Annotated in this window: 25 protein-coding genes and 1 pseudogene; 12 read left to right on the plus strand and 14 right to left on the minus strand. The window is 38.8% G+C overall.

What is annotated here, in order from left to right:
* The 10 genes from HYD28_13870 to HYD28_13915 all read right to left on the minus strand — a co-directional run bounded on the left by HYD28_13870 (position 1) and on the right by HYD28_13915 (position 9939).
* Positions 1 to 606 carry a hypothetical protein gene (locus HYD28_13870; protein ID QLE09950.1) on the minus strand — a complete coding sequence of 202 codons (606 nt, stop codon included), beginning with the start codon at positions 604 to 606 and terminating at the stop codon, positions 1 to 3.
* Positions 607 to 1038: 432 nt separating this feature from the next.
* Positions 1039 to 3534, minus strand: coding sequence for a DEAD/DEAH box helicase (locus tag HYD28_13875; GenBank protein ID QLE09951.1), 2496 nt, complete (start codon positions 3532 to 3534; stop codon positions 1039 to 1041).
* Between the two features lie 48 nt (positions 3535 to 3582).
* Positions 3583 to 4374, minus strand: a complete 792-nt coding sequence (locus HYD28_13880) for a hypothetical protein (GenBank protein QLE09952.1) — start codon at positions 4372 to 4374, stop codon at positions 3583 to 3585.
* A gap of 2 nt (positions 4375 to 4376) precedes the next feature.
* Positions 4377 to 5456: a DUF262 domain-containing protein gene (locus HYD28_13885; protein ID QLE09953.1), complete on the minus strand. Its 1080-nt coding sequence runs from the start codon at positions 5454 to 5456 to the stop codon at positions 4377 to 4379.
* 181 nt (positions 5457 to 5637) lie between these two features.
* Positions 5638 to 6018: a hypothetical protein gene (locus HYD28_13890; protein QLE09954.1), complete on the minus strand. Its 381-nt coding sequence runs from the start codon at positions 6016 to 6018 to the stop codon at positions 5638 to 5640.
* 86 nt (positions 6019 to 6104) lie between these two features.
* Complete coding sequence (locus HYD28_13895) at positions 6105 to 6599, minus strand: hypothetical protein (protein QLE09955.1); 495 nt, start codon at positions 6597 to 6599, stop codon at positions 6105 to 6107.
* A complete protein-coding gene (locus tag HYD28_13900) occupies positions 6592 to 7134 on the minus strand; it encodes a hypothetical protein (GenBank protein QLE09956.1) in 543 nt (180 codons plus the stop codon). Before HYD28_13900 ends, HYD28_13895 begins: the two co-directional genes overlap by 8 nt.
* A 168-nt stretch (positions 7135 to 7302) precedes the next feature.
* Complete coding sequence (locus HYD28_13905; protein QLE09957.1) at positions 7303 to 8076, minus strand: tRNA-(ms[2]io[6]A)-hydroxylase; 774 nt, start codon at positions 8074 to 8076, stop codon at positions 7303 to 7305.
* Positions 8076 to 9752: a recombinase family protein gene (locus HYD28_13910; protein QLE09958.1), complete on the minus strand. Its 1677-nt coding sequence runs from the start codon at positions 9750 to 9752 to the stop codon at positions 8076 to 8078. The genes HYD28_13905 and HYD28_13910 overlap by 1 nt, the downstream gene beginning before the upstream one ends.
* Entirely contained in the window at positions 9739 to 9939 is a 201-nt protein-coding gene (locus tag HYD28_13915; GenBank protein ID QLE09959.1) for a hypothetical protein, read from the minus strand. The genes HYD28_13910 and HYD28_13915 overlap by 14 nt, the downstream gene beginning before the upstream one ends.
* Before the next feature lie 215 nt (positions 9940 to 10154).
* Here HYD28_13915 and HYD28_13920 point away from each other — a divergent pair, with 215 nt between their 5' ends.
* Positions 10155 to 10754 (plus strand): YIP1 family protein, encoded by a 600-nt coding sequence (locus tag HYD28_13920; GenBank protein ID QLE09960.1) that lies wholly within the window; start codon positions 10155 to 10157, stop codon positions 10752 to 10754.
* A 55-nt stretch (positions 10755 to 10809) separates the two neighbouring features.
* On the opposite strand, the gene HYD28_13925 is transcribed toward HYD28_13920, so the two are convergent.
* Positions 10810 to 11682: a mechanosensitive ion channel gene (locus HYD28_13925; protein ID QLE09961.1), complete on the minus strand. Its 873-nt coding sequence runs from the start codon at positions 11680 to 11682 to the stop codon at positions 10810 to 10812.
* A 197-nt stretch (positions 11683 to 11879) separates the two neighbouring features.
* Here HYD28_13925 and HYD28_13930 point away from each other — a divergent pair, with 197 nt between their 5' ends.
* From HYD28_13930 to HYD28_13950, 5 genes are all read left to right on the plus strand, one after another.
* A complete protein-coding gene (locus HYD28_13930) occupies positions 11880 to 12089 on the plus strand; it encodes a hypothetical protein (protein ID QLE09962.1) in 210 nt (69 codons plus the stop codon).
* A 217-nt stretch (positions 12090 to 12306) separates the two neighbouring features.
* Positions 12307 to 14445, plus strand: a complete 2139-nt coding sequence (locus HYD28_13935; protein ID QLE09963.1) for a M3 family metallopeptidase — start codon at positions 12307 to 12309, stop codon at positions 14443 to 14445.
* Positions 14446 to 14534: 89 nt separating this feature from the next.
* Positions 14535 to 15392, plus strand: a complete 858-nt coding sequence (locus HYD28_13940; protein QLE09964.1) for a DMT family transporter — start codon at positions 14535 to 14537, stop codon at positions 15390 to 15392.
* 35 nt (positions 15393 to 15427) lie between these two features.
* On the plus strand, positions 15428 to 16657 hold the full coding sequence (locus HYD28_13945; protein ID QLE09965.1) for a glycerophosphodiester phosphodiesterase: 1230 nt from the start codon (positions 15428 to 15430) through the stop codon (positions 16655 to 16657).
* Positions 16658 to 16746: 89 nt separating this feature from the next.
* Positions 16747 to 17484 carry a dienelactone hydrolase family protein gene (locus tag HYD28_13950; GenBank protein QLE09966.1) on the plus strand — a complete coding sequence of 246 codons (738 nt, stop codon included), beginning with the start codon at positions 16747 to 16749 and terminating at the stop codon, positions 17482 to 17484.
* Here the strand turns inward: HYD28_13950 and HYD28_13955 are convergent.
* Complete coding sequence (locus tag HYD28_13955; GenBank protein ID QLE09967.1) at positions 17481 to 18392, minus strand: LysR family transcriptional regulator; 912 nt, start codon at positions 18390 to 18392, stop codon at positions 17481 to 17483. The genes HYD28_13950 and HYD28_13955 overlap by 4 nt on opposite strands.
* Positions 18393 to 18526: 134 nt before the next feature.
* On the opposite strand from HYD28_13955, the gene HYD28_13960 reads away from it, so the two are divergent.
* Together HYD28_13960 and HYD28_13965 are read left to right on the plus strand one after the other, a co-directional pair.
* A complete protein-coding gene (locus tag HYD28_13960; protein ID QLE09968.1) occupies positions 18527 to 19213 on the plus strand; it encodes a type 1 glutamine amidotransferase domain-containing protein in 687 nt (228 codons plus the stop codon).
* A 98-nt stretch (positions 19214 to 19311) separates the two neighbouring features.
* Complete coding sequence (locus tag HYD28_13965; GenBank protein QLE09969.1) at positions 19312 to 19902, plus strand: rhomboid family intramembrane serine protease; 591 nt, start codon at positions 19312 to 19314, stop codon at positions 19900 to 19902.
* Positions 19903 to 19920: 18 nt separating this feature from the next.
* On the opposite strand, the gene HYD28_13970 is transcribed toward HYD28_13965, so the two are convergent.
* Positions 19921 to 20940, minus strand: coding sequence for an endonuclease/exonuclease/phosphatase family protein (locus HYD28_13970; GenBank protein QLE09970.1), 1020 nt, complete (start codon positions 20938 to 20940; stop codon positions 19921 to 19923).
* A gap of 8 nt (positions 20941 to 20948) precedes the next feature.
* Positions 20949 to 21323 carry an STAS/SEC14 domain-containing protein gene (locus HYD28_13975; protein QLE09971.1) on the minus strand — a complete coding sequence of 125 codons (375 nt, stop codon included), beginning with the start codon at positions 21321 to 21323 and terminating at the stop codon, positions 20949 to 20951.
* A gap of 111 nt (positions 21324 to 21434) precedes the next feature.
* On the opposite strand from HYD28_13975, the gene yghU reads away from it, so the two are divergent.
* The 4 genes and pseudogenes from yghU to HYD28_13995 all read left to right on the plus strand — a co-directional run bounded on the left by yghU (position 21435) and on the right by HYD28_13995 (position 24952).
* Positions 21435 to 22274, plus strand: coding sequence for a glutathione-dependent disulfide-bond oxidoreductase (gene yghU / locus HYD28_13980; protein ID QLE09972.1), 840 nt, complete (start codon positions 21435 to 21437; stop codon positions 22272 to 22274).
* 36 nt (positions 22275 to 22310) lie between these two features.
* Positions 22311 to 23610 (plus strand): annotated as a pseudogene (locus tag HYD28_13985) (MFS transporter).
* A 59-nt stretch (positions 23611 to 23669) separates the two neighbouring features.
* On the plus strand, positions 23670 to 24056 hold the full coding sequence (locus HYD28_13990) for a hypothetical protein (protein QLE09973.1): 387 nt from the start codon (positions 23670 to 23672) through the stop codon (positions 24054 to 24056).
* Between the two features lie 296 nt (positions 24057 to 24352).
* Entirely contained in the window at positions 24353 to 24952 is a 600-nt protein-coding gene (locus tag HYD28_13995; protein ID QLE09974.1) for an NAD(P)H-dependent oxidoreductase, read from the plus strand.
* The last annotated feature ends 65 nt before the right edge of the window (positions 24953 to 25017 follow it).

Here is a 25017-nt window from a genome sequence, read left to right on the forward strand (position 1 = left end):
CTAACGGTAATCATTATGATTTAACCATTCAATCTTATTCGATTCAAAATTATAATGAACAAAAACCATATAACCTTGAGCCATATTTTCAGTGCTACAAAAGCCGATTGAATCTAAACTTTTTAGACCTAAATGGTAATCAGTTAAAAACTCCATAAACTCTTTAACAATTAATTTATAGTCACAATTTTTATCATACTTCGGAAGTAACAATTTGAATGTGTAGCCATCTTCTGTATCAGCGTGCAATGCGCAAGCCAGAGAAAATGGATTGTTAGAGCTTAACTTTCCTCTGGTAGCAAATATCGTTGGTTCTATTCTGGGCTCAGACATTACTGTTGAAGTTAAATTTGATATGTTTTCTTTTAAAGATAAATAATGATCTTTTCCCATCTCTTTTAGAAAACCGTCAAAATAACTTTTGCCAACAAATATCATTATTGCTGGAAAAATAAACCATTCGGCACACATCATTGCACCCATAGGTTCTTTATTAGGTTCTACTATTAAATTTAAACCATCTGCTTTTACAGAGCTTTCAAATTCTCTAAAGATATCTTCGGGAATATGTTGATCAAAAATAATTCCAATATGCGGCTTATGCATTTTTTGTCTCTCCAACATACAATGTAACTGATAAGATAAATGATATTAAGATCAAAAGATAGATACACTGCTCAAGCTGAACTAGTGGAAAAAGTAAATAACTCATTGCCGAGCATTAACCCTAATACAAACGCAAAAGAGGTTTCTGCAACACTAAATGAATTATTTTTAAATAATATAATAAAGAAAAAGAAGGAAGATCCAATTCTTATTCGTTAATAGAATTTTAACTTTATAAGTTCCACAAAGAACAAAATTGTTGGGAAGATAAAAAGGGCCGAGCGAAACGTCCCTTTTTTATTTATTTCTATTTCTGAGATTTAAACTTTCATAGCCAATCATGCTAGCTATATAAAGTTACAGCATTACATTACATCCCTTAAGGAACAAAGTTCAAGCTATCAGATAGAGACTAAGTGATAACTGAAAAATCTACTCTGTAAATTTTTCTAAATAGCACCCAACAAAATTTTCAGCATTAAGAGGAGAGCATGACAACAAATGATTACATTGTATTTTTAAGTCTTCACCTGATAATTGCGACTCAATCAAGTGTTGAAGCAAAACCCTGAGGTCATCAATTAATTTCGCTAAATTTATATAAGTAAAAGCATGAGAAGCACCAGCAACTGCAGCTTTTGTAGCAATATTCTCCGGATGAACACTCACACGTATACATTTATAGCCTGGGTAATGTTTAGCGAACCATTCAGCTGCTACTAATAGCTGCCCATGCTCATCTTTAGTTAAAGCATTCTTTGCTTTTTTCCTACTTTTGGCCTCAATAACTAATCCGATATTGTTAGGTAACAGCCACAGAACATCTGGACCTTCTCCATTGTCATCATGTCTTTCTGCATAAAACCCTAACTGTTTTGCGATATCACTCAGTGCTTGTTCAAACTGATTTGCAGATGCATTCTTATTTAAACTTGCTACAGTATCCTCAAATGACTGAATTAAACCTCTTCTCAAACGGTACTCACTTAATGCATCACATATCACATCCGCCTGTAAGTTAGATATAAATGCGGGTCTATAAGGTGGTAAAACTTTTGGTCTCATGAGGTTACGATTTAAACCATAAGCAATTCGCTGTAACTCCTCAGCTCTTTTAGTATGCCCCCATTTATCTGCGATTCTGGCTGAAAACTGTTGAAGCCAGCCCGCAATCTGGGGATCTAAGCTAACTGAATCAACCACCTTTTCTATTCGTGAAATAGCTTTGTCAGGATATCCATCATACCAAAGATTAAATGCCTTTCTCTCACCACTAGCTTGAATAAATTCACTGCTATCATTCACTGTTTCACCAACCAAATCAGCAAGTGTTTCCGCATGATACTCAACCCAATCCTGATCTCTGATTATGCTTCTATGTATAGTCGTTGCAAGATCTTCAAAACTAGATACCTCACTACTGATCTCAGCTCCCATCTGCAACTGTGCTCTCGTAGCATTAGTAAGATATTTAAAATTATTTTTTTTTGCTATCCATGCCGCCAAATCAGAACCAACCATAATAACAACACAATAATCACCTGCCCCTCTAGCACCTCGACCTACTCCTTGTTCAATTCTTTGTGCTAGCATTTTAGTTATTGTCTTGCCTCCAAAAAGTGAACTAGCTCTAAATAGCTCGTAGTTTGAAGTCCCTGAAGGAAGGCCGCTCATAACTAATAGACGACAAGAATCCCCTGGCAAATCTATTCCATCATATCTGTTTGCGAAAATAGCAGGACCAAAACATTGCTTTAACTGCAAAGATTCGACCATGGACTCCACTTCTTTAGACCCTTTAGCAACGGTTCCAACCCCCTTCCATTTATCAGCGGATCTATCAGACGATGTAAGAACAACCGATCCTAATTTATTAGATTTAGCCCAATCAAGCAGTACATTCACTTCATTTAAGTCAGTGGAATAGTTCATCAAATCTGGTATTAAAATCATTCGTTCACTTATACCAGCAAGTGAACGAGAAGTAAGTGGATTTTCAACAAACCTTGGGTCAGCATTGAACATCCTGATGATGTCACTATCATCAGCAATTGTTGCTGACATATAAATACGTCTTGATGCGTTTGAAAATGATGGGAATAACTCTGTTAGGGGTAAAATTGCTGTTATAGTAAAACTGTCTTTACTTATTAAAGCATGACATAAATGGAGATTATCTCTTAGTAGCGGCCAAACTAAGGCAAAATAATTAGAGTTTTCTTTTAATATTTCTCTAACTGTATTCAGCTTCTGGTGCCAGGACCAATATGGAACTTCAAGCACTGAAAACTCATTTCCACTTCGTACATCATCAAACGTACCCAACTTCTCAATATCATCAAATGCCTTTCTGAACAAATCAGATAAAGTATTGTATATATCAAGATGCTTATCTTTTTTTATCTCGAGCGTAAATGAATCTCTGACTACAGAAAAGGCTGCATGAGCATCATCTAAAATCACAGTGCCAACATTTTGTGGAGATGAAGAACCTCTGATGCCAAACTTGCTTTTCCCATTAAATAGAGCTTTATAAGTTCCAACCATAAGCGAGTTTGCATTAATAAAATCATCATTTAAGGGCTTGCCTTTTTCATAAGGAACAGCATGTATTCCTAGTGATTTAGCTTTTTCAATAGTTTGATTTACTAACTGTGTCGTGGGTGCAAGATACAACACAGGTTCAGATGTTTCATTCAATGCAGACTGAGCCATAAGTAAACCAACAAGTGTTTTCCCCCCTCCTGTATGAAGTTTTATTACCACATCCTGTTGGTTCCTCAATGAAAACCAAGACTTTAAGACTTCAGCCTGACTAGTATAAAGATCATTTATACCTATAGGCTTCGGCAACCTTCTAAATATTTCGAGTGGTTCTATAGCTTTTGGTATTTTTTTTTGATTTCTTAACTTATTAAAATCAACCATATTATTGCAACTCCTTTTACTAAACTAACTTAATTTCAGACTATATAGCTACTCAGACTCGTTAACTAAGCTCTCTGCAACCTTCGAACACAATACATAGACTACAAGTAACTGTAAGATCTTTACCTTATCAAGTCTCAGTTTGATTTCATTTATACTATCGATATTATCAAACATGTTTCCATGAACAATTTTATGTCTATTTTGATTAAGATTATCCAAAAACTCCTGCCAAAGAGTACGATTTCGGTATTTTTCTTTATTCAAATTAAATCTGTTTATAGAGCCATCGTAAGGAAACTTTGAAGTTACAATATTGATAATGTTCTTTAGACGATTCAAATTTCTAGATGCTTTCTGACTTGACTCAAATGTATTATCAAAAAAAGAGCTGTGCAAATTTTGAAAAATGTCAGATATACCAAACCCAGCCAAAATATCTTTTATTAATTGTGGTTTTGGGTTTTTGTTATCTTTTACCAAGAAATGTTCAGGCTTCAACTTAACATCTTTGTATTCACTGAAGTCAGCTATCATATTTTCAATTCGATGTGCTGAGCTATTTTCAGAGCCTAAATACCCGATGCAAAATGTTCTTTTAATACTGTGTGGTATTTGATGAAAATCCAGGTTATTGTTTATGTCTTGAATCACATTCCTTGTGATATCTTTCATAAATCCTTCCATGTGAGAAACCATAAGTATTGATATAGAGCGACAAAGTGCATTGTAGAGTAGAAGATTTTCTTCTATACATTTCTCAGCTTGCTCTATGAGAATATCCACTTCACCCCATCGCTGATCTAATTCAGAAATGTAGTCTCTTACAAACGTATCCATCTCTAAATAAGCTCTTTAGCCATATTTATTCTTTTATGAACTTTTGAAGCATCATTTGTGCTCCCTTCTATTGCTGCAAAAAAATCTTTGTTGCTGAATAAATTGTTTAAAGCTTCTCTGTTTAAAACTTCGTTTTGAATACTAGCTTTTATTGATAAGCCTACAACAGCATCATAAACTGAAACATTAAAATCAGACATTTTTTTGAAAGACACACCATCATTTGATCTGTACTTTGCAAAAGGTAAGTCATCAAGTTCGTCATGAATTTTCTTCATTACAACTTCAAACTCGTGCTTGAGGCTATCAATTACATTTTCGTCTAGTTTATTAAACTTTATCATTTGAGATGTTAAGAATGTTTTAAGACCTCCTTGATAAGAGAGATAACCATTATCATGACCAAATGCAAAAAAACGCAATACAAGCTCTTCGTCTTCCATTTTTTCTTTTCGTTTGTCTGTAAGCTTAGTATTAAGTACGAAGTGTTTATTTTTTATCAACTGTTTGATTAGGGTTTTGAAAGGTCCCCTGCATGTTGCATTTCTCAACTCTTGTGGTTCAAGTTTTACAGACCCAGAATTCAACCTTTCAAAAATATCGTACTTAACTTGTTGATCTAAAGTTGAATCGATTCTTAAACACCTAATACTTCGTTCTTCTAATCTTCTAACCAAAAAAGGTGGAAGGTCTCTATATTTACATCCGTTCAGCTGGGGCAAAACTTCAAGGCTGTTAAGTTCAATTTCATTTTTAAAAAATTTAAAAATGGCTGTTAATCGCTGCTGCCCATCAATGACAGAATACCGAGCAACATCGTCATCCACTTCATCATCGACATCAATATCCTGCGAGATGTAAATAAAAGGTACTGGAATATTCAAGATTAAGCTCTCGATCAATCTTGATGAAGTCTCACCGCTCCAACGGTGCTTTCTCTGATACTCGGGGTTCAGCTTTATAACATTATTTGCTATTTTTTTTACTATCGTATCTAGATCATATTCGATTGTTTGAGTTTTAACTGTTCTTTCTTTAGCCTTTGACTGTAGGTCACTTAGATTATCAATTAGAGAGGTCATCTTTTGCCTTTATTTTAAACTCAATAATATATTACTAGACCAGTTTTAATGTCATAATTCAACTCATTTTTTTCTAACATTCTGTTTTTTAATATAAGTTTACCTTTAAGCTCTTAGTACACTTAAAAAACGGTTAAATAAACTGACCCCTCTTACCTTGAAATTTCACGGAATCAATTACTTACAACTTAGGTTTGTTACCACTATGGAGACTGACTCTTTTAAATAGGCGACTAACAGTTCTTCTACAACGCACTTTAATTGCAATCTCTAGTTCTTCTGCGAAGCTATGTAACTCATTAATTTTACTTTCTAGCCAACTCTTTTTGGTTTCTTGTATCTGAATTTCATTTGAAAGTTGATCTGACTTTTGTTTTTGTAAAGTTAATTGACTCTCTAAAGCCTTATTACGACTACTAAGTTCTTCGACTTTTTGCGCAACTTTATTGAGTTTTTCTTTTACAAATTTCTCTTTTTGTAGATGTTCACGGCCAGTAACATTTTTTGACACCCCACGTTCAAATCCAAGCGGTTTAAATGCATCAGCAACAACATCTTGCATTTTCTCAAAGTGTGGATTTAGTTGATTAGTCCTTGATTTGAAATTTTTCCCTTTAGCTGAAATTTTGCGTAACGGTGAAATCCTGTTTATAAAGTCATAGTTAAAAAAAAAGCATGCGCATGAATGTTACGAACAAAGCGCCCTCCTTCATATCGCCCTTCATCTAAATGTAAATCAATCCCTATTGGCTCAAAGCCAAATTCATTTTTTATCTGCACAGCGTATTTACGTAAATAATGAATTAAAAGCTGCTTTGCTTTCTTTTCTCCATATTTTTTCTCAATTTTTACGTATTGATGTTCACTTAAAATAACGATGTGTTCAAACAATAGATTGAAATCTTTTCTAACTTTTTTACCAGTGACCAGCTTGTATCGGGCGCATGCTTGATTAAGAGCTTCAGCGCCGTTCTTACAGCCTTTGGTATACAAACCGAGGTTGTTATGACTAAACTTAGGGTTTACGTTTGCTGAGCATGTAAAGCCATTCCTACTCGGATTTGAGTGATCTAAAACAATGAATGCTTTATCCGCTTTGTAGTACTGAGTTCTAACTGAAGCAAAGGCTTTAAGATTACTCATCTGCCCCCCTATTTCCCTCAAATGAGGTACAGCTTTGATATGTAGGGTATTCAATTTTGATGTCTACTGCGCAGTTAATAAATCTAGCTTGAGTAGAATCTTCATCTCCGAGAAAATTACCATTCTGACAGAAGGAACATGTCGATAATAACTTAAAAGAACGGCAAGCATTCTGTAATTTTTCTGAGTCTATAGCAGCACTTTTATTAAGCCACAACTCTGAAAATAAACAAATATTCTTTTTATCAATTCCTTCTAAATTAAACTTAAGCATTAAATTTCGCCATTCTTCAATAGTTACATATGGGGGTTTCCCTAAATGAATAGGTATTTGATCACGAGCAATGTATAACTCCATAAAATCCATAAACTCTTTAGTTCGACTCACCTTTACAGAAAAATTAGACTGAAGATGGTACTCACGTAACTTCTTCTTCAATGCCTCCTTAACTTCTGACACAAATAATTCAGCGCCTTCGTCTAACAGAATATTTTTGAGTTCTTCATCCATAATTTTCAATTTTAAACAGCTCATAAACATCTCCTACTATGTTATAACGTATTATATCATATTTTCTTTTTTTCAATTTTTTTGCAAAGCAAAAACCCACCGCAAGGCGGCCTATGAACATAGGCTTTAGTGGGTTAAAGTTTTAGGGGAGGTTTTCAAACGCTTCAATTTACATTATTGGATATATGAAATTTATATATGTGAAGGGACACCACTATGAAACTTAAAGTCTTCATCCGGACTTAAGATAAGCTCAGCTTCAAGTTGCCCAAAGAACTCAACACGTTCGGTGATATCAAACTCACTGATTTCTTGCGCAAGAGTTAAATAATCTTGGTAATGACGCGCTTCTGAGCGCAGTAGCGAGATATAAAAATCACCTAAGCGTTTATCAACATGTGGGGCTAATTTAGCAAAACGCTCACACGATCGGGCTTCGATGTAAGCACCGATAATTAACTTATCAACCAAGGCATCTGGCTCGTATGTTTTCACATGGCGCAGCATTCCTTTGGCATAACGACATGGGGTAATGCTTTTATATTCAATACCGTATTCATCCATGATCTCAAGAACTTGATAAAAGTGATGCAGCTCTTCTTTAATGAGCATCACCATTTTATCGATAAGGTCTTGCCCATAAGATGAATTCGATTTTGGGATCATTGATTTAGTCAGCTTGTTTTTATCTGCAAGCTCACGCCAATCCCCTTCTCGCTTATACACAAGCGTCTCAAATGGTTTTAACCACTCAAGCAACACATCACTACTTTCTTTATCAACCGCGTACTTACGGATTAAAAACATGGCAGACTGAGCCGCTTTCAACTCACACACGAGATGGTCTAATAAAACTATGTCGAGATTTTCTTTTTTTTGTGCTTTTTTAATCCACTCTTCAGGTGTACCACACTTTAAAAAACTATCTATTGGCTTCAATAGTTTGTCTATATCATTTATGTTCATTATTCATCATCTTGTAATAATATATCTAAATTGCTACTTTCTGAATACAGGTTGCTATAATTGAAAATACGGGCCGCATCTTTAGCAGAAAAAGCTCTATCTCGATTTGGTTTCAATAATCGGTCGACATCCCAGTCGCAAGTACGAACTTCAGTAACAAATTCACTCTCTTTATAGTAATCTTTTGAACCGTAAAAAATACATTTATAGGCTTTTGACTTACGATCGTAATTCGTAAATTTGAGCCTAGCGATCACTTGATTTTCTTCTAAGCTGAAAGATAATTCTTTATCCTTTAAAAAAATCTTATTACCTATTCGATTTAGTTCCAGATTATACTGTAAAGGGTCACTATGTGATAATTTAACTATTTTTTTTGAAATGGCAGCTAAATTAAGACTTTTTTCTATTTTTGATTGTATTACAGATAGTTGAGCTTCAATATCATTTATTTCAGCATCTAAATCTTCCATCAAACTAAAAATCGTTACTGAAACTTTTTCACTTTTTCTATAATGCTCCTTTAGATCTGCCTGTTTTACTTGAAGCTCTTTTAGTTTATGTATTAATTTAACTTTTTGCTCATGATTGGCAGAACTACGTTTTAAATCTGTTATTTTTGCAAGTATTAAATGTTCAACATAAACAGAAAAGAAATGATAAGCTACTACATAGGGAAATGTTGTTGGTGCATCACAGCTCTCCCCCCCAGATCGCTGTTTTCTACTGCATCGAAGCAGTGGTAAAGACTTAGCCGATTGTTGGATGCTCATACCTGAGCCACAATGCCCACATTTAACTAGACCATGCAGAGGCCACTTTCTATCGGGTCTAACGCTCGTAAATAATCGCTCTTTACATATCCGCTGAGCATTATAGTAATCTTTATCACTTACAACCGACTCGTAAAGCTTTTCATTATAAACCAAACCGATACATTTTGGGTTTTGAATTATTCTTATAATTTTTGTCGGATTGATGTTTTTTAAAGGTTTTATATCACCGTACTTTTTCCTTAACGACCTTTCAATCAAAACTTGGCCAAACCCTTCGGCATGCAATTTGAAAATATCTCGGACTACATCGGCGTATTCATTTAAATTTCCTTTTTTGTCTAACCAAAAAGGCATCCGCATTTTTGGCGCTATTTTATTTTCTTTTGCGTTGTACTCTCGTCGACTCCAAGAACTTTTTACTTTTTCTGAACGCCATTTAGAATCTGAATGAGCTTTATCAATCTCAACGATTAAACGCATACGTGTAGATAAGTCATTTCGCTTACTTGGTGAGTAAACACTTTGATCTCTAGCTGTAACGATAGAAATATCATTATCCCAAATTTTATCTAGTAGCTTCCCTGTTTCAGTAATGGTCATACGAGACAATCTAGAAAAGTGCTCAACAAGGATAATAGAGCCTCTAGGAACTACTTTTGACTCTATTGCAGCTACAAGCCTCCCCAAAGAACCCGAACTTAAATGCTTTCCTGAAAATGCTGATACACCGGCATCAATAAGAGGTTTACCTTCAAGTTCAACTACTTCACAGTCAGGATGATTACGCAACCACTCTCTTTGCGCCTCTCCCTGCCTATATAAGGAACTATTCCCTTCTTGTGCTTGAGAACTAAAGCGCTGGTATAAATAAACGTTACCAGATAATTTATCGTCTGACATAGTTGTTACTCACTGAATTATATATGCACATATTATCATTAAGCTCACAAATTAAGTGGTCAATTAGAACTATATCTAAGTTTTCTTTTTTAGTTGCCGCAGCAATCCACTCATCGGGTGTTTCACACTTTAGAAAAGAATGAATGGGTGCTAACAAATCAGAATAAGGCACAGAATAACTTCTCATCAAAAATCTTGGTTTGATTTTACCACATAAATAAGTCCGCATTCCATGACCCACATCAGTGCAAAGTAATTTTCTATATGCACTAAAGAGTTACATTTAATCGACTATTTCGTCTATTTCAGCTTCTTGACAAGACTTAATTACTGAACCATAACTTAATCAAAGCTGTACAAAAATAAAACAGCTCATATTCCTTTTTTACAGGGGCAATAATTATGATTCTAAACCACTTATGGGGCTTGTACGCTCACCCACTCGAAGAATGGCAGACAATTGATAACCGTCACGAAAGCTTGCGCTATAGCTTATCGCATATATTATTAATTGCCTGTATCCCTTCTATTATGGGCTACTATTCATCAGTTTATTTGGGCTGGAGTATCGGTTCAGGTGAGGCAGTATACCTCACCCATGATAGTGCATTACTTATCGCAGTTGCGATGTACTTTGCACTGATTGCGGGCGTTTTTGCTCTTGCTTATTTAGCACATTGGATGGCTGTGACCTTTGGTGCAAAACCTACGTTTACACAAACTCTAGAGCTTGCAGCTTACACAGCAACGCCGGTGTTTATGTCTTCATTTGCCGCATTTTTACCTGAGCTATGGTTTGTGGTATGTGTTGGTCTTGTTGCTTTAGCTTACTCTGTTTACTTGCTTTACACTGGAGTGCCAATTTTAATGCACATTCCTGAAGAGCGAGGCTTTATTTATGCCAGTTCAGTAGTCACTTGTGGGCTAATATTACTGGTAATTATTTTAGCTGCGACGGCTATTTTATGGACTAACGGAATTGTCCACCCTATGTTTGCTTAGTTTCATTGTTACTATTCATTCTTTCGATAACAAAAAAGCGGCTGAGCCGCTTTTTTTATTTTTGGCTGTTGCGTCTCGTTAACGCTATCTCGCCATCGATATGAATATCTCTCTGAGGGAAAGCAATGGTAATGTTATTTTCTGCAAATAGTTTATAAATGCTAAAACGCAGCTCACTTCGCACTTGACGAAGCGGCGCTTCTGATTCAGCACACACCCAGAAAATAGCGCTAAAGGTTAGAGAACTATCGGCAAAGTCATCAAATAACACTGACGATGCTGGCGTTTTTAAAATAGCTGGATGCTCATCAAGAATTTGTTTCATTAGCTTCTCAACCAACACAACATCTGAACCATAAGCAACACCAACGTTCACAAAAGAACGTGCATTACGGTCAATCAATGTCCAGTTTGTCACCGTGTTCTCTAATAAGTGACTATTTGGTACAAGCATATGCACGCCATCATTACGGCGGATACGAGTTGAACGAGTATTAATTGTCTCGACGACTCCTTTTGCATTGCCCACTTCTAAAAAGTCGCCAATACGGATTGGTCGTTCCCACATTAGTATCCAACCACTGATAAAATTGTTGATAATGTTTTGCGCACCAAATCCGACGCCTATTGCAATTGCACCAGAAACAAATGCAAAAGCTGTTAGAGGAATATTAAGTACTTCCAGCGAAGTAAAAACGAGAACGGCTATGGTAACGACCAGGTAAATGCGGGTGAATAGATGAACCGTGTCAGGACCTAAGTTTTTTGCCAGTAACGCTTTTTTAATTAATCGACCAATCCAGGTGACCACAAACCACATTAAAAACAGCGCCAAAGGGACTTGAATTACTTTAAGCACAGTAATTTGCACATCATTGTAGGTGAACAAAACAAACGATAGTGCAGATTGCAGATCAGCAAGGGTCATAAATTAACATTCCTAGTAAAAATCAGTTTGGTTCAGTTGTGACTAAGTTTAGCACGGCATAATAGGTGAAAACTTGGTAAATACTAAGTTCTTTATGCGCAATATGCGCTAATTATTAACTATTTTAGTCTACAGCTGCTATATACATAGAGAGAGCTTGAGGTTTCACAGGCTTTGAATAGCACGAGGAGAGCACAATGTCACAAATGACACTCACACAAAAACTTGCCACTTTACAACCTTTGGTTGATCTAAACTTATTTGAATCAAGTTTAGAGTACCGTAACCGCATCTTAAACTTACTTGCTGAGCAAGAGCACTCACTGAATTTAATAAACAAAGAGTTTGGCAACGCCATGCCAGAAAGCTTTGGCTCAGAGAAAAAGTTTGTGTTGGGTTACAACTAACCTATGGTGATGTATTACCAACAAGATTTAAATTGGCAGCTAGTGCCACTTTTTACTTAAGTGAGCCATTAATAAACAATTGATGGCTTTTTACACACCTTTATCCCTTCATTGTCATTATTTGCGTTCAAATTCCCCAATAAAACGACAAACTTGATTGTTTCTAGCCAAAAATTTGATAAGTTAGAAAAGATTTATCCACATTTTTGGAGCTCTCATGCGTAAGACCTTAGTAGCAACTACAATTGCTAGTGTGTTTTTATTATCTGCTTGTAGTTCACAGCAAGCTGACACTCAAACTCAAGTTGAAACTGCCGCTGAAACACAAACAGCCAATGTTGCAAACGTTCTTTTCAAGCCAAGCCCTTTACAATACATGGCCCCTGAGTTTGATAAAATTTCAACCAAAGATTACGAGCCAGCGTTTGAAGCAGGCATCGCACAGCAAAAAGCTGAAATTGCAAAGATTGCAAACAACCCAGAACCAGCAACATTTGAAAATACCCTTGTTGCAATGGAGTTTTCTGGTGAGCTATTAGACCGCACATCTGCGGCATTCTTTAATTTATCTGGTTTGATTTCTGACAGTGAGTACCAACGTATCGCCGCGAAAATGGCGCCGATTATGTCAGCTCACACTGATGACATTTACTTAAACAAAGCCTTATTTGCTCGCGTACAGAGCATTTACGACAACAAAGCCTCATTAAATGCTGAAGATCAACGCCTTGTTGATTACTACTACAAAAAGTTCGTTAACGCGGGTGCAAAACTAACTGAAGCTGAAAAAGCCAAAATGCGTGAAATCAACGCAGAGCTTGCCAAGCTTTCAACCGAGTTTTCGCAAAACATCTTAAAATCATTCAAAGAAGATGTAATTTTAGTTAAAGATAAAAGTGAATTAGCAGGTTTATCTGAAGGTGAAATCGCAAGCCTAGCTGCCGCTGCCAAAAAAGCAGGTAAAGAAGGTTACATGATCACCCTTGTGAACACGACTCGCCAACCTATCTTACAAAGCCTTGAAAACCGTAAGTTACGTGAAAAGATTTGGACTACCTCTTCAACGCGCGCCCAAGCAACAAACGGCCCTATCATCATTAAAGAAACTAAGCTACGTGCGGAAAAAGCCGCATTACTTGGTTATAAAGATTGGGCTTCGTATGTAATGACTAATCGTATGGCGCAAACAACTGAAAATGTTTACGGCATTCTTGATGACTTAGCACCGAAAGCGGTTGCTAAAGCAGAAGCAGAAGCAGAGCAAATCCAACAAGTTATCAAAAAGTCAGGTGAAACATTTGCACTACAGCCTTGGGACTGGGCGTTTTACGCTGAAAAAGTTCGCCAAGAGAAGTACGACTTAGACCCAGCTTTAGTTAAGCCTTACTTTGAAATGCAGTCAGTGATCCACGACGGCCTATTTTTTGCGATGAATAAACTTTACGGTATTACCTTTAAAGAGCGTAAAGACCTACCTGTTTATCACGAAGACGTAATGGTGTTTGAAGTATTTAACGAAGATGGCAGCGCTATCGGCCTATTCTACATGGACCCTTATGCACGTGAAGGTAAACGTGGTGGTGCGTGGATGAGTGCCTATGTTAGCCAAAGCGGTCTAAAAGACACCATGCCTGTGATCTACAATGCACAGAATATTCCTAAGCCAGCTGAAGGTCAGCCAACATTGATGACTTTCTCTGAAGTAACTACGATGTTCCATGAGTTTGGTCATGCTGCACATGGTCTATTCTCTAATGTAAAATACCCAAGTTTAGCGGGCACAGCAACAGCACGCGATTTCGTTGAATTCCCTTCACAAGCAAATGAAGACTGGAATATTGAACCCACAGTACTTGCAAACTATGCCAAGCACTACAAAACAGGTGAACCAATTCCAAAAGCGTTACTTGCAAAAGTACTAGAATCACAAAAGTTCAACCAAGGCTTCGATACAACTGAATATTTAGCCGCGGCACTACTTGATATGGAATGGCACTCATTTGGTGTTGATGCTGACATTACAGACGTACAAAAGTTTGAACATGATGCGTTAGACAAGCACGGTATTGCTTACTACCCGGTACCACCTCGTTATAAGTCTTGCTACTTTAGCCACACATTTGCCGGCGGTTACTCTGCAGGGTACTACGCTTATCTTTGGACTGAAGTGTTCGCAGCTGATGCGTTTGCACACATGACTGAAGAAGGTGGTTTAACACGTGAAAACGGTGATAATTTCCGTAAAGAGATTTTATCAAAAGGTAACAGCCGCGACTTAATGCAAAGCTACATTGAGTTCCGTGGTCAAAAACCAACAACAGATGCGTTATTAAAGCGTCGAGGTTTGGTTGAATAACCTAAAATTATTCGCAAAATGATGAAAGCCCGCAATTAATGCGGGCTTTTTGTTATAGTGCAATTTTTAAAATTACAAATTAATCAAACATGACCTACTTATTTGCTGTTACCCTGCTTTGGGCCTTTTCGTTTAGTCTTATTGGCGTTTATTTAGCAGGCCAAGTGGATGCATGGTTTAGTGTGTTAATGCGAATTGGCTTGGCAACTTGCGTATTTTTACCATTTTTACAATGGCGTAAGACCCCTAAGGCCCTAGCACTCAAGCTAATGGCGATAGGTGCGGTACAGCTTGGCGTGATGTACAGCTTCTATTACCATTCATTTTTGTACCTCAGTGTGCCCGAAGTACTGCTATTTACGGTAATGACACCGCTTTACATTACTTTGTTAAATGATTTGCTTGAAAAGCGTTTTAATGCCAAGTTTTTATTCGCCGCAATGCTAGCTATTTTGGGCGCCGTCGCTATTCGTTACGAAGGGGTTGATGAGAACTACCTCATTGGTATGTTAATGGTGCAGGCAGCCAATATTTGCTTTGCTACCGGGCAAGTAACCTACAAACGTTTAATGCAAGATGAGCAATTACCTCACTCTAGAGTGTTTGCTTGGTTCTTTATTGGCGCGTTAATTGTCGCACTGATTTGTTACGGTTTATTTGGCAATACTAGTAAGCTACCCACCACAACGACGCAATGGGGCGTGTTAATTTACTTAGGCACGATTGCTTCAGGGCTCGGTTATTTCGCTTGGAATAAGGGGGCAACCATAGTCAATGTAGGTGCCCTGGCAGTAATGAATAACTTACTAATTCCAGCTGGGATAATCGTTAACATTGTTATTTGGAACCGTGATGCCGATATCATCAAGCTTGCCATCGGCGCAGCGATTATCTTATTAGCACTTATTATAAATCAGAAACTTAATAAAACTGCCACGCAGACATGATAGGCTAAACTCTATTCGATTAGAGGGATGCTGTTATGCGCGCACTGGTTTTATGTTGTTTAGTTTTCGTTATTCAAGGCTGTAAAAACCTGCCTGTGGAGCAGGCTGTTCAAGTTGGCGCGCGGCCTTATTATTTAATCGACAAGATGGCAGATGGGCCCTTAAAGCAGCAACTTGCGACATGTGGCAATGGCCCTTTTTACAAAACTGACTTTGTAATTGGTCATCGCGGTGCCCCCATGCAGTTTCCTGAGCACAGCAAAGAGTCATATTTAGCCGCTGCAAGAATGGGCGCTGGCGTACTTGAATGTGACGTTGCCTTTACTAAAGACAAACAACTCGTGTGCCGTCATTCACAGTGTGATTTACACACCACTACCAACATTTTAGCGATTCCTGAGCTGGCAGCAAAATGCAGCCAACCTTTTACCCCGGCCAAAGACGGCCAACCAGCTCAGGCTAAATGCTGCACCAGCGATATCACTCAAGCTGAATTTTTAACCTTAAAGGCTAAAATGGATGGCTCCAACCCAAATGCCAAAACGGTCGCAGAGTATTTGCAAGGAACACCAAACTGGCGCACTGATTTATACGCAAACAGTGGTACCGTAATGACCCACCAGCAAAGTATTGAGTTATTCAAATCACTGGGTGTAAAAATGACACCCGAGCTAAAAAGCCCAGAAGTCAGCATGCCATTTAACGGTTTTAGCCAGCAAGATTATGCACAAAAAATGCTTGATGAATATCAGGCCTTAGGGGTGAATAGCCAAGATGTTTATCCACAATCATTTAATCTTGAAGATGTGAAGTATTGGCTAAACAATCACCCTGAATTTGCAAGCAACAGTATTTATCTTGATGGCCGAGATGAGCAAGCACACTTTGATGCCATGGATGAAACAACTTGGCAGCCTTCAATGCAGACTCTATATAACGACGGAATACGCATTATCGCACCGCCAATGTGGATGCTTTTGAGCCTTGATGAGTCAGGTGCAATCGTGCCTTCCCTTTATGCTATTAAAGCTAAACAAGCAGGGCTGAACATTATTACTTGGAGTTTAGAGCGCTCTGGTCCATTAAATAATGGCGGTGGTTATTATTACCAGTCGATTGCCCGTGTAATTAAACAAGATGGGCAAATGATGAAAGTGGTAGACGTCCTTGCTAAGCAAGTGGGTGTGATGGCTATTTTCTCAGACTGGCCTGCTACTCTTACCTATTACGCAAGCTGTATGCAGTATCCTGCCTCAGAGAGTTAACTGAGCATCAATAAATTTCAAGGGCTTTTACTCGTCCAAAAGGTGGGGCTGAGGTATTATTAACTAAACCGTTTTTTACAAGGATTAACATGATTATTCAGCACCATAACCACGACATAGCGACTAAAACAGGCGCAATGCGCACCAGTATTTATCGCCCTGTAGAAGAAGGTAAATACCCGTGTGTTATCTTTTACTCTGAGATTTTCCAAGAAACAGCACCAATTGCACGCTCTGCGGCAATACTTGCTGGTCATGGTTTTGTTGTGTTAGTGCCAGAAGTTTTTCATGAGTTAAATCCTATTGGGACGGTACTCGCCTATGATGATGCAGGTAAAGATAAAGGCAATGCCGACAAATGGGCAAAACCGCTTGAGAGCCATGACTCAGATACTGACGCTTTAATTGCATTTGCGGCTCAGCAAGATTACTGCACAGGAAATGTAGGTGCGATGGGCGTATGTATTGGTGGTCACCTTGCGTACCGTGCTGCTTTAAACCCAAATATCAAGGCCGCTTTTTGTTTATATGCGACAGATATACACAGCGATACCTTACCAGCACAAGTGGGTAACAACTCATTTGAGCGCATGGCAGATATTAAAGGTGAGATCCACTTTGTTTGGGGTAAACAAGACCCACATGTACCAAAAGAAGGCCGCCTCAAAATTTACCAACAAGCGGTGGCAACAGGCATTAATTACCAGTGGCAAGAAGTGAACGCCCAACATGCGTTTATGCGCGACGAAGGCGACCGATACGACCCAGCTCTTGCCATCAGCATGTATCAACAAGCAGTCGCTTTATTTAATCGCACACTTGTTTAAATCGTCATAGTGGCTACTTGATTAGTAAAATAATCCTTCAAGTAATCAAGTAAAACCCGCAGCTTTTTACTTCCCGCCGCCCCTGGCGGGAATACGCCATAAAGTTCAATATCAGCAGTCTTGTAATCATCTAATATTGTGCGTAGTAATCCCGCTTTGATCCTTGGCAATGCATCATAAACAGGGATCTTCGCTAAACCATGCCCAGCTTCAACAAAGGCAGTTCGCGCAGCAGCGTTATTTGTACTTATGCCACCACTAACAGCCACCTCAAAGCGGCGTTTATCTTTTTCGAGCGTGACAACAGCACTACTTGGTTGATACACCACCCATGTATGCTCTGCTAAATCGGCAATGCTCTTTGGTATAGGGTATTTTGTAAAGTAATCGGCTGAGCCGCATAAGCAGGTCGCCATACTTGCTAGTTTAGTCGCTTGTAAATTTGAGCTTTCAAGGGCTACGCCTCTAATCGCTAAGTCATAGCCATCTTTGATGATATCAACCACATCATCACTGAGCTGTAAATCGATATCTATTTTCGGATACAAACGCTTAAACTGAGCAAGTGCAGGTACCACAAGCTGCAAACCAACATTTACCGGACAACTTAGCTTAATAACCCCAACCGGTTCACTCTTTAAGTTCTCAAGATGTAAGTTAGCAGCCTCAGCGTGCTCGGTGATAGCCTGACAACGTTCATAATAAGCTATACCCGCTTCGGTAAGGGTCATGGTGCGCGTTGAGCGATTAAGTAACGTAAGCTTTAGTTGTTGCTCTAATTTCTTTAAGTGGTAGCTGACAACAGCCCTTGATAAACCTAGTTGTTGAGCTGCTTTAGTTAAGCTGCCTTGCTGCACAATATGGGCAAACACCACCATGCTTTTTAATTGCTCGAACGATACTTTCATAGAGACTCCTAATCTAACCTGAATCATTGTATCAATTATTAAACCAATGAAGTCAAATTTATCTGCGTTGTTTAACTCTATTTTCGCCCCTATAGTGTTATTAACGATATTTAATAAGCAAAAAGGGATTCACTATGTCAGCTAAGAAAATTTTAATGGTACTTACTTCTCATGATGAGCTTGGCGATACCGGCCATAAAACAGGCTTTTGGGTGGAAGAGTTTGCAGCCCCCTACTACGCCTTTATTGATGCCGGGGCAGAGGTAACTTTAGCATCTGTTAAAGGTGGCCAACCACCAGTTGATCCAAATAGCGCAGCGCCTGATGCTGCAACTGATGCGACTAAACGCTTTGAACAAGACAGCGCAGCACAAACATTAATGGCAAATACTAAACCATTAAATGAAGTAAAAGCCGGTGATTTTGATGCCGTTTTCTACCCAGGTGGCCACGGCCCTTTATGGGATTTAGTTGATAACCAAGATTCGATTAACTTAATTGAGCAATTTCTTAACTCAGACAAGCCAGTGGGTGCCGTGTGTCACGCCAGTGCAGTACTGCTAAATGCGAAAAATTCAGCTGGTAAATCTGTAGTATTTGATAAAAAAGTCACAGGCTTTAGTAACTCTGAAGAAGATGCCGTACAGCTTACCAATGTCGTACCATTATTGGTTGAAGATGAGCTCAAAAAGCAAGGCGGGCAATATCAAAAAACCGATGATTGGGGTGTACTAGCCATTGAAGATGGCCTTTTAATCACAGGGCAAAACCCAGCAAGTTCTGAGCTTGCTGCGAAAAAACTGCTTACCAAATTAGGTTAGCCCTAAACCTTAGGTAAATACCTTGTACGTCAAGGTGTTTACCTTCACTTTTAATAAGTTATACTCATTCGGTCAAATTGATTTAAGAGCTTCTCATCATGACTGAAAAAAAAGCTGCCAAACTTCCTCCTATCAGTAGTAAGCGATTCGCAATTTTAGGCATTATGCTTGTGTGCCTTGTACTGCAAATAATTAATAGCCTACCCGGCATAAACTTAAACGGTTTAGGTATTTTGCCACGACAAATGTCAGGCCTATCAGGGGTGTTTTTTGCGCCATTTTTACATGGTGGTTGGGCACATCTTTTCAGTAATCTAGTGCCATTTGCTATTCTCGGGTGGCTAGTTTGCCAATTTAGCGTTAAACGTTTCTGGCTGGTGTTTGCCGGTACAGCAATTATTGGCGGTTTATTAGTTTGGCTATTTGGTCGCAGCAATATTCATGTTGGACTAAGTGGTGTTATTTACGGTTTATGGGGCTACTTAATTTGCTATGGCATTATGCACCGCTCATTCAAAGCCATTTTAATTAGTATTGCGGTTGTAGTGTTATACAGCGGCCTGATTTGGGGTGTCTTCCCGCAGCGCATTCATATTTCATTCGAAAGCCATTTATTCGGCGCAATTAGCGGCGCACTCATCGGCTATATTATGGCAAAGCGTGATAAACAAAAGTACCCTAAGCTTTAAACTGAAAGCTGAGAGCTTCTAGTCTCGCAACTTCATTGTCACCATCACGACACCATGATCCGTACTTTGATCATCATAGGCAAACTGGGGGTTGATTAAATGCTGATCATAGGTGTGATAATCAACTACCTCAAAAAAGCTGCCCTGAAACCCGGCATCAAACTCACGGGATAACAGAATATAATCAAATACTGAGCTGCTACTACCAAAATAGTGGGTGGCTTCTCTGTCGTTCTCGGTGACAATATGGCGCTGATAGAGTTGCCAACTATCTTGTAGTTTGAACTCTGAACGAGACGGGCTATTTTGCCTATAACCGCTAAAACGAAGGTGGTCAGCGATTAAATGGTTAAGCACACCATCGTGTAACTCATTATTAAAGTCCCCCATCACAATCACAGGGTTATTGGTGTGCGCTCTGCGCTTAATGATTTCTACGAGTAACAGCGCTGCTTCACTGCCACGCTGCATGCTTGATGCCCAGCGTCCAAGAACTTGCGATTTTAACTGCATAACTAAGTTTTGCTGTTCGCTGTGGCTTTCATCATCTTGGTGATGGAGCATGCTGCGCTTTGATTTAAAATGCACTACATAGCAATCGACGTGTCCTAAGTGAGGTACTTCAAGTGTCGCGCGAATAATACTGCGGCTAAAGTTAAAATTATCACTCAAGCCCATCGCTAAAATATCACCTTGCTCTGCCTCAACCTGACTGACAGCAACAACTTTATAGCGTGAAGCAATGGCAACAACCGGATCGCGATAAATAAAATCATCAATCACCGTTGGCTCATCAACCACTGCAAAATAAGGGTAACCCTGCGCGTTAACTTGTTGTTTTAGTTCATTGATACTGAACACTTCTTGAAAGCCAATAATATCTGGCTGCTGGTTTTTAAGGTAATCGGCCAACCAGCGCTGCTTTTTAGCCCATTGCTCAGCGCTATAAATTCGCTGAAAATCATAAAATGCGTCAGGTGGCGCTAAATAATTATATAAATTAAACGTCGCGACCTTTAATTGATAGTTTTCTCTCACTCAATTCCTTATTCGTCTAACCACTGTGTGGCAATAATTGGATCTTCAAAATATTTCACTTCGCCACTAATAAACCAGTTGCCCACTTTACTTGCCACTTGTTGCCAGTTTTTGTTGCCAAGCACTGCAATACGGCAAAATTCTTTGTTGTGTTTAAGCCCCAATTTGAAGTCATCCCAAGCGGCTTGCAACTCCCAGCCTTCTAGTTCAGTAATATCAACATAGGCTCTTATTTTTGCACCTGGGACTGCGGCTACTGCATTATCAATGAGAGGGGTGAGGGTTTTGTAATCGTCGTGCGTTAACTTACCCACCACTTTAATAGTGAGATAAAAAGTCGTACCTGTTCGCTCAAGCCCTATAGCTAAACCATGCTTTTTCATGTCATCCTCCTTATTATTCATAATTAATAACTGTACTTCCCTTGATCTATCTGATCAACTAGGATGGTAGTCTCGTAATGACATTCATTAAAGCACAATTTAGGAGTTTCAATGAGTAATACCGACAGTTATACGCCACCTAAAGTGTGGCAATGGGATGCAGAAAACGGTGGTGAATGGGCGAAGACGAATCGTCCGGTCTCAGGTGCGACCCACGAGCAAGACTTGCCCGTTGGTAAACATGATCTTCAACTCTACTCTCTTGCGACACCGAATGGCCAAAAAGTGACTATCATGCTCGAAGAGCTATTAGAGCTTGGTATTGATGAAGCCGACTACGATGCATTTTTAATTAAAATTGGCGATGGTGATCAATTCTCTTCAGGGTTTGTGAGTGTAAATCCTAATTCAAAAATTCCAGCCTTAATGGATCACAGTACTACACCCGTTACGCGCGTGTTTGAGTCAGGCGCAATTTTACAATACCTGGCAGAAAAGTTTGATTCACTAATACCAAGCGATCATGCCAGTAAAACAGAATGTCGTAATTGGTTATTTTGGCAAATGGGTTCTGCCCCCTATTTAGGCGGTGGCTTCGGTCACTTTTATAGTTACGCGCCTTTCAAAATGCAGTACCCGATAGATCGCTTTACTATGGAAGTTAAACGCCAGTTAGATGTACTAAACCGTCATTTGAGCGACCATGACTACATGGCAGGTAGCGAATATTCGATTGCTGATATAGCGATTTGGCCTTGGTATGGCAATTTAGTGCTTGGTAACCTATATGATGCAGCTGAGTTCTTAGATGTTGAGTCATACAGCCATGTTCTTCGCTGGGCGAAACAAATTGAGCGTCGCCCTGCGGTAAAACGTGGTCGCAGAGTCAATAAAACATGGGGTGATGAAACTGAGCAACTAGCTGAGCGTCACTCTAAGGATGATTTTTAAGGGCTTTACTAGCCCTTTTTTATAACTTTAAACCACATGAATAAACTCAGCAAAGAAGACATTTACCAACGCCTCAGTAACACTGAAGATGCCCGTGCTTGTAAGGCAATTGATGAAGCAGCTTGTAAGGTAGTACCCGGCAATTTTATTACCTTATTAGTTAGCCAGCTATTCAGTAAATTTGCCGATGCTCTATTAAACCCAAAAGTAACCCTGCCCTGGCTTTTACAAAGCATTAATGTACCAACTAGTTTTATAGCATGGCTTGTGCCTATCCGTGAGTCTGGTTCAATGCTGCCACAACTGGCAATTGCAAGTTTAATTCGTCAGCTATCGGTCAGAAAGTGGGTGTGGGTGATTGGTGCGATTGTGCAAGCTTTATGTATTGTTGGCATGCTAGTTTGTGCTTTGACCTTACAAGGCCCAAGTGCTGGTTTTGCTATCATTGCTATTTTGATTGTCTTTAGCCTCGCTCGCGGCTTTAACTCGATTGCCGCAAAAGATGTACTGGGCAAGGTCATACCTAAACAACAACGCGGCAGCATTAGTGGTCTTGCTGCCAGTTTTGCCGGATTTGCGACGCTCACCTTTGGTCTTGGTCTGTGGTACCTACAAAGCCTTGGCTATGAAAATGGGGTTTATGTCGCATTAATGTTGGCTGCTTTGATGTGGTTGTTTGCAGCACTCAGTTATAGTCGTATTCAAGAATACAAAGGCGCAACCGAAGGCGCTGAAAACGGCTTATTACATGCCTTATCAAAATTAAAACTGCTTTATCAAGATAAGCAATTTGCACATTTTATTGTCACGCGAGCATTGTTGTTATGCTCTGCTTTGAGTGCACCTTTTTATATTGTCCTTGCCAGTGAACAAGCTTTCGACTTTTCATTGCTTGCTACGTTTATGGCACTTTCTGGGCTTGCCAGTTTAGTCTCTGCGCCTATTTGGGGTCGACTAAGTGATTTATCGAGCCGTAAAGTATTAATGTTTGCTGCTATGCTTGTTACTGTTAATGGCTTCGCGGTGTATTTAGTTGCTTATTTCAGCCCACAAACGCTCAATGAGTTTCTGGCTATTACCACTATGTTATTTTTTACTCACAGTAGCTCATCAAGGGGTTCGACTTGGGCGTAAAACCTACCTTGTTGATATGGCTGAAGGTAACAAGCGTACTGACTATGTTTCCGTCAGTAATACGGTGATTGGGGTTATATTATTATTACTCGGTAGTGTCGGCTTACTAAATAGCTATTTAACAACTGCTGAGTTGATTTTTTTCTACAGTATCTTAGGCTTAGTTGGTGCTATCAGTGCGTGGTTTTTGCCTGATGTCTAGATCCTGCCATAAAAAAGCGCATAATCGCGCTAATTTTGTTCCCATAAAAAGGATTTACTATGAAAAAGGCAGCTTTTGCACTTCTTACGCTACTTACACTTTCTGCTTGTAGCACCAGTGTGCCTATTCGTAACTTTGACGCTAACCCTGTACCGCAAATGGCCTCTGGCCAACATGACCTTGAAAGTATCAAAACCAATATTTTAAAAGCATGCATGAAACTAGGCTGGACATGTCGTTCAAATGCCGAAGGTCAAATCTTAGGTAAACTTGATATACGTAAACACCAATTACGCGTTGATATTACGTTTAACGAGCAAGAATACTCTATTGATTACAAAGATTCGATAAACCTAGATTACAATGGTGAAAAGATTCACCGCCAATACATTAACTGGGTTACCAACTTAATGCGCAATATTGACGCTGAATTAGCCTATAAATAAAATTGACGCAGAATCAGTAATTAAAAAAGGCGACCTAGGTCGCCTTTTCTCTGCTAGTTTTAAACAATTTAGCTGATGTAAAAGGTGGTAACCCCCGCTATGAAGTTTAATTGGCTAATATATTTACTTTATAAAGCCTGTTCCAAGTTCTATTTCACAGCTATGAAAAGCAGCCTAAAAACTAACCCACCCCATTCATTCGTTTAAAACGAATAAACCACTCGATTAATAGCATTATTAATTTATTTATTGCTAATTATAATGACTGCACAACTTCAGTTTTCTTAGGTGACATGATGAAAAAAGTACTTGTGTTAAATTCATCTTTAAATGGTGAACAAGGTAATTCAACCAAGCTTAGCCAACAATTTGTTGAGCAGCTTGCTAACAACCAACAAATTTCAGTAACAACTCGCGATTTAAGCGACAATGCGATTGCTCACTTAACGCAGACAGAAATGGCTGCTTGGATGACTGATGCAAATGAACGTAGCGATGAGCAAAAAGCCCTTGCTGCAATTTCTGACGATTTAATCGCTGAACTTAACGATAACGAACTTATCGTTATTGGTATGCCAATGTATAACTTTGGTATTCCATCAACATTTAAAGCTTGGATTGATCGTATTGCTCGTGCTGGTATTACATTTAAATACACAGAGCAAGGCGCTGTAGGTTTAATTAAAGACAAAAAAGTAGTGGTACTTGCTGCTCGTGGCGGTATGTATCAAGGCACCGACATGGATACACAAACTAAATACTTAAAAGATGTACTTGGTTTTGTGGGTATGACAGATGTTAACTTTATTTATGCTGAAGGCTTAGCGATGCCGGGCGCAGAGGAAAGCTTAGAAACGGCGGCAAATGAGATTAAATCTTTCGCTGCTTCAATCTAAAACGCCAATACCTTAAAGCTAAGCAATAAAGCGGTCATCATGACCGCTTTATTATTATCTGTACT

Origin of the sequence: Pseudoalteromonas shioyasakiensis, assembly GCA_013391845.1 — a bacterium.
Taxonomy (GTDB): domain Bacteria; phylum Pseudomonadota; class Gammaproteobacteria; order Enterobacterales; family Alteromonadaceae; genus Pseudoalteromonas; species Pseudoalteromonas apostichopi.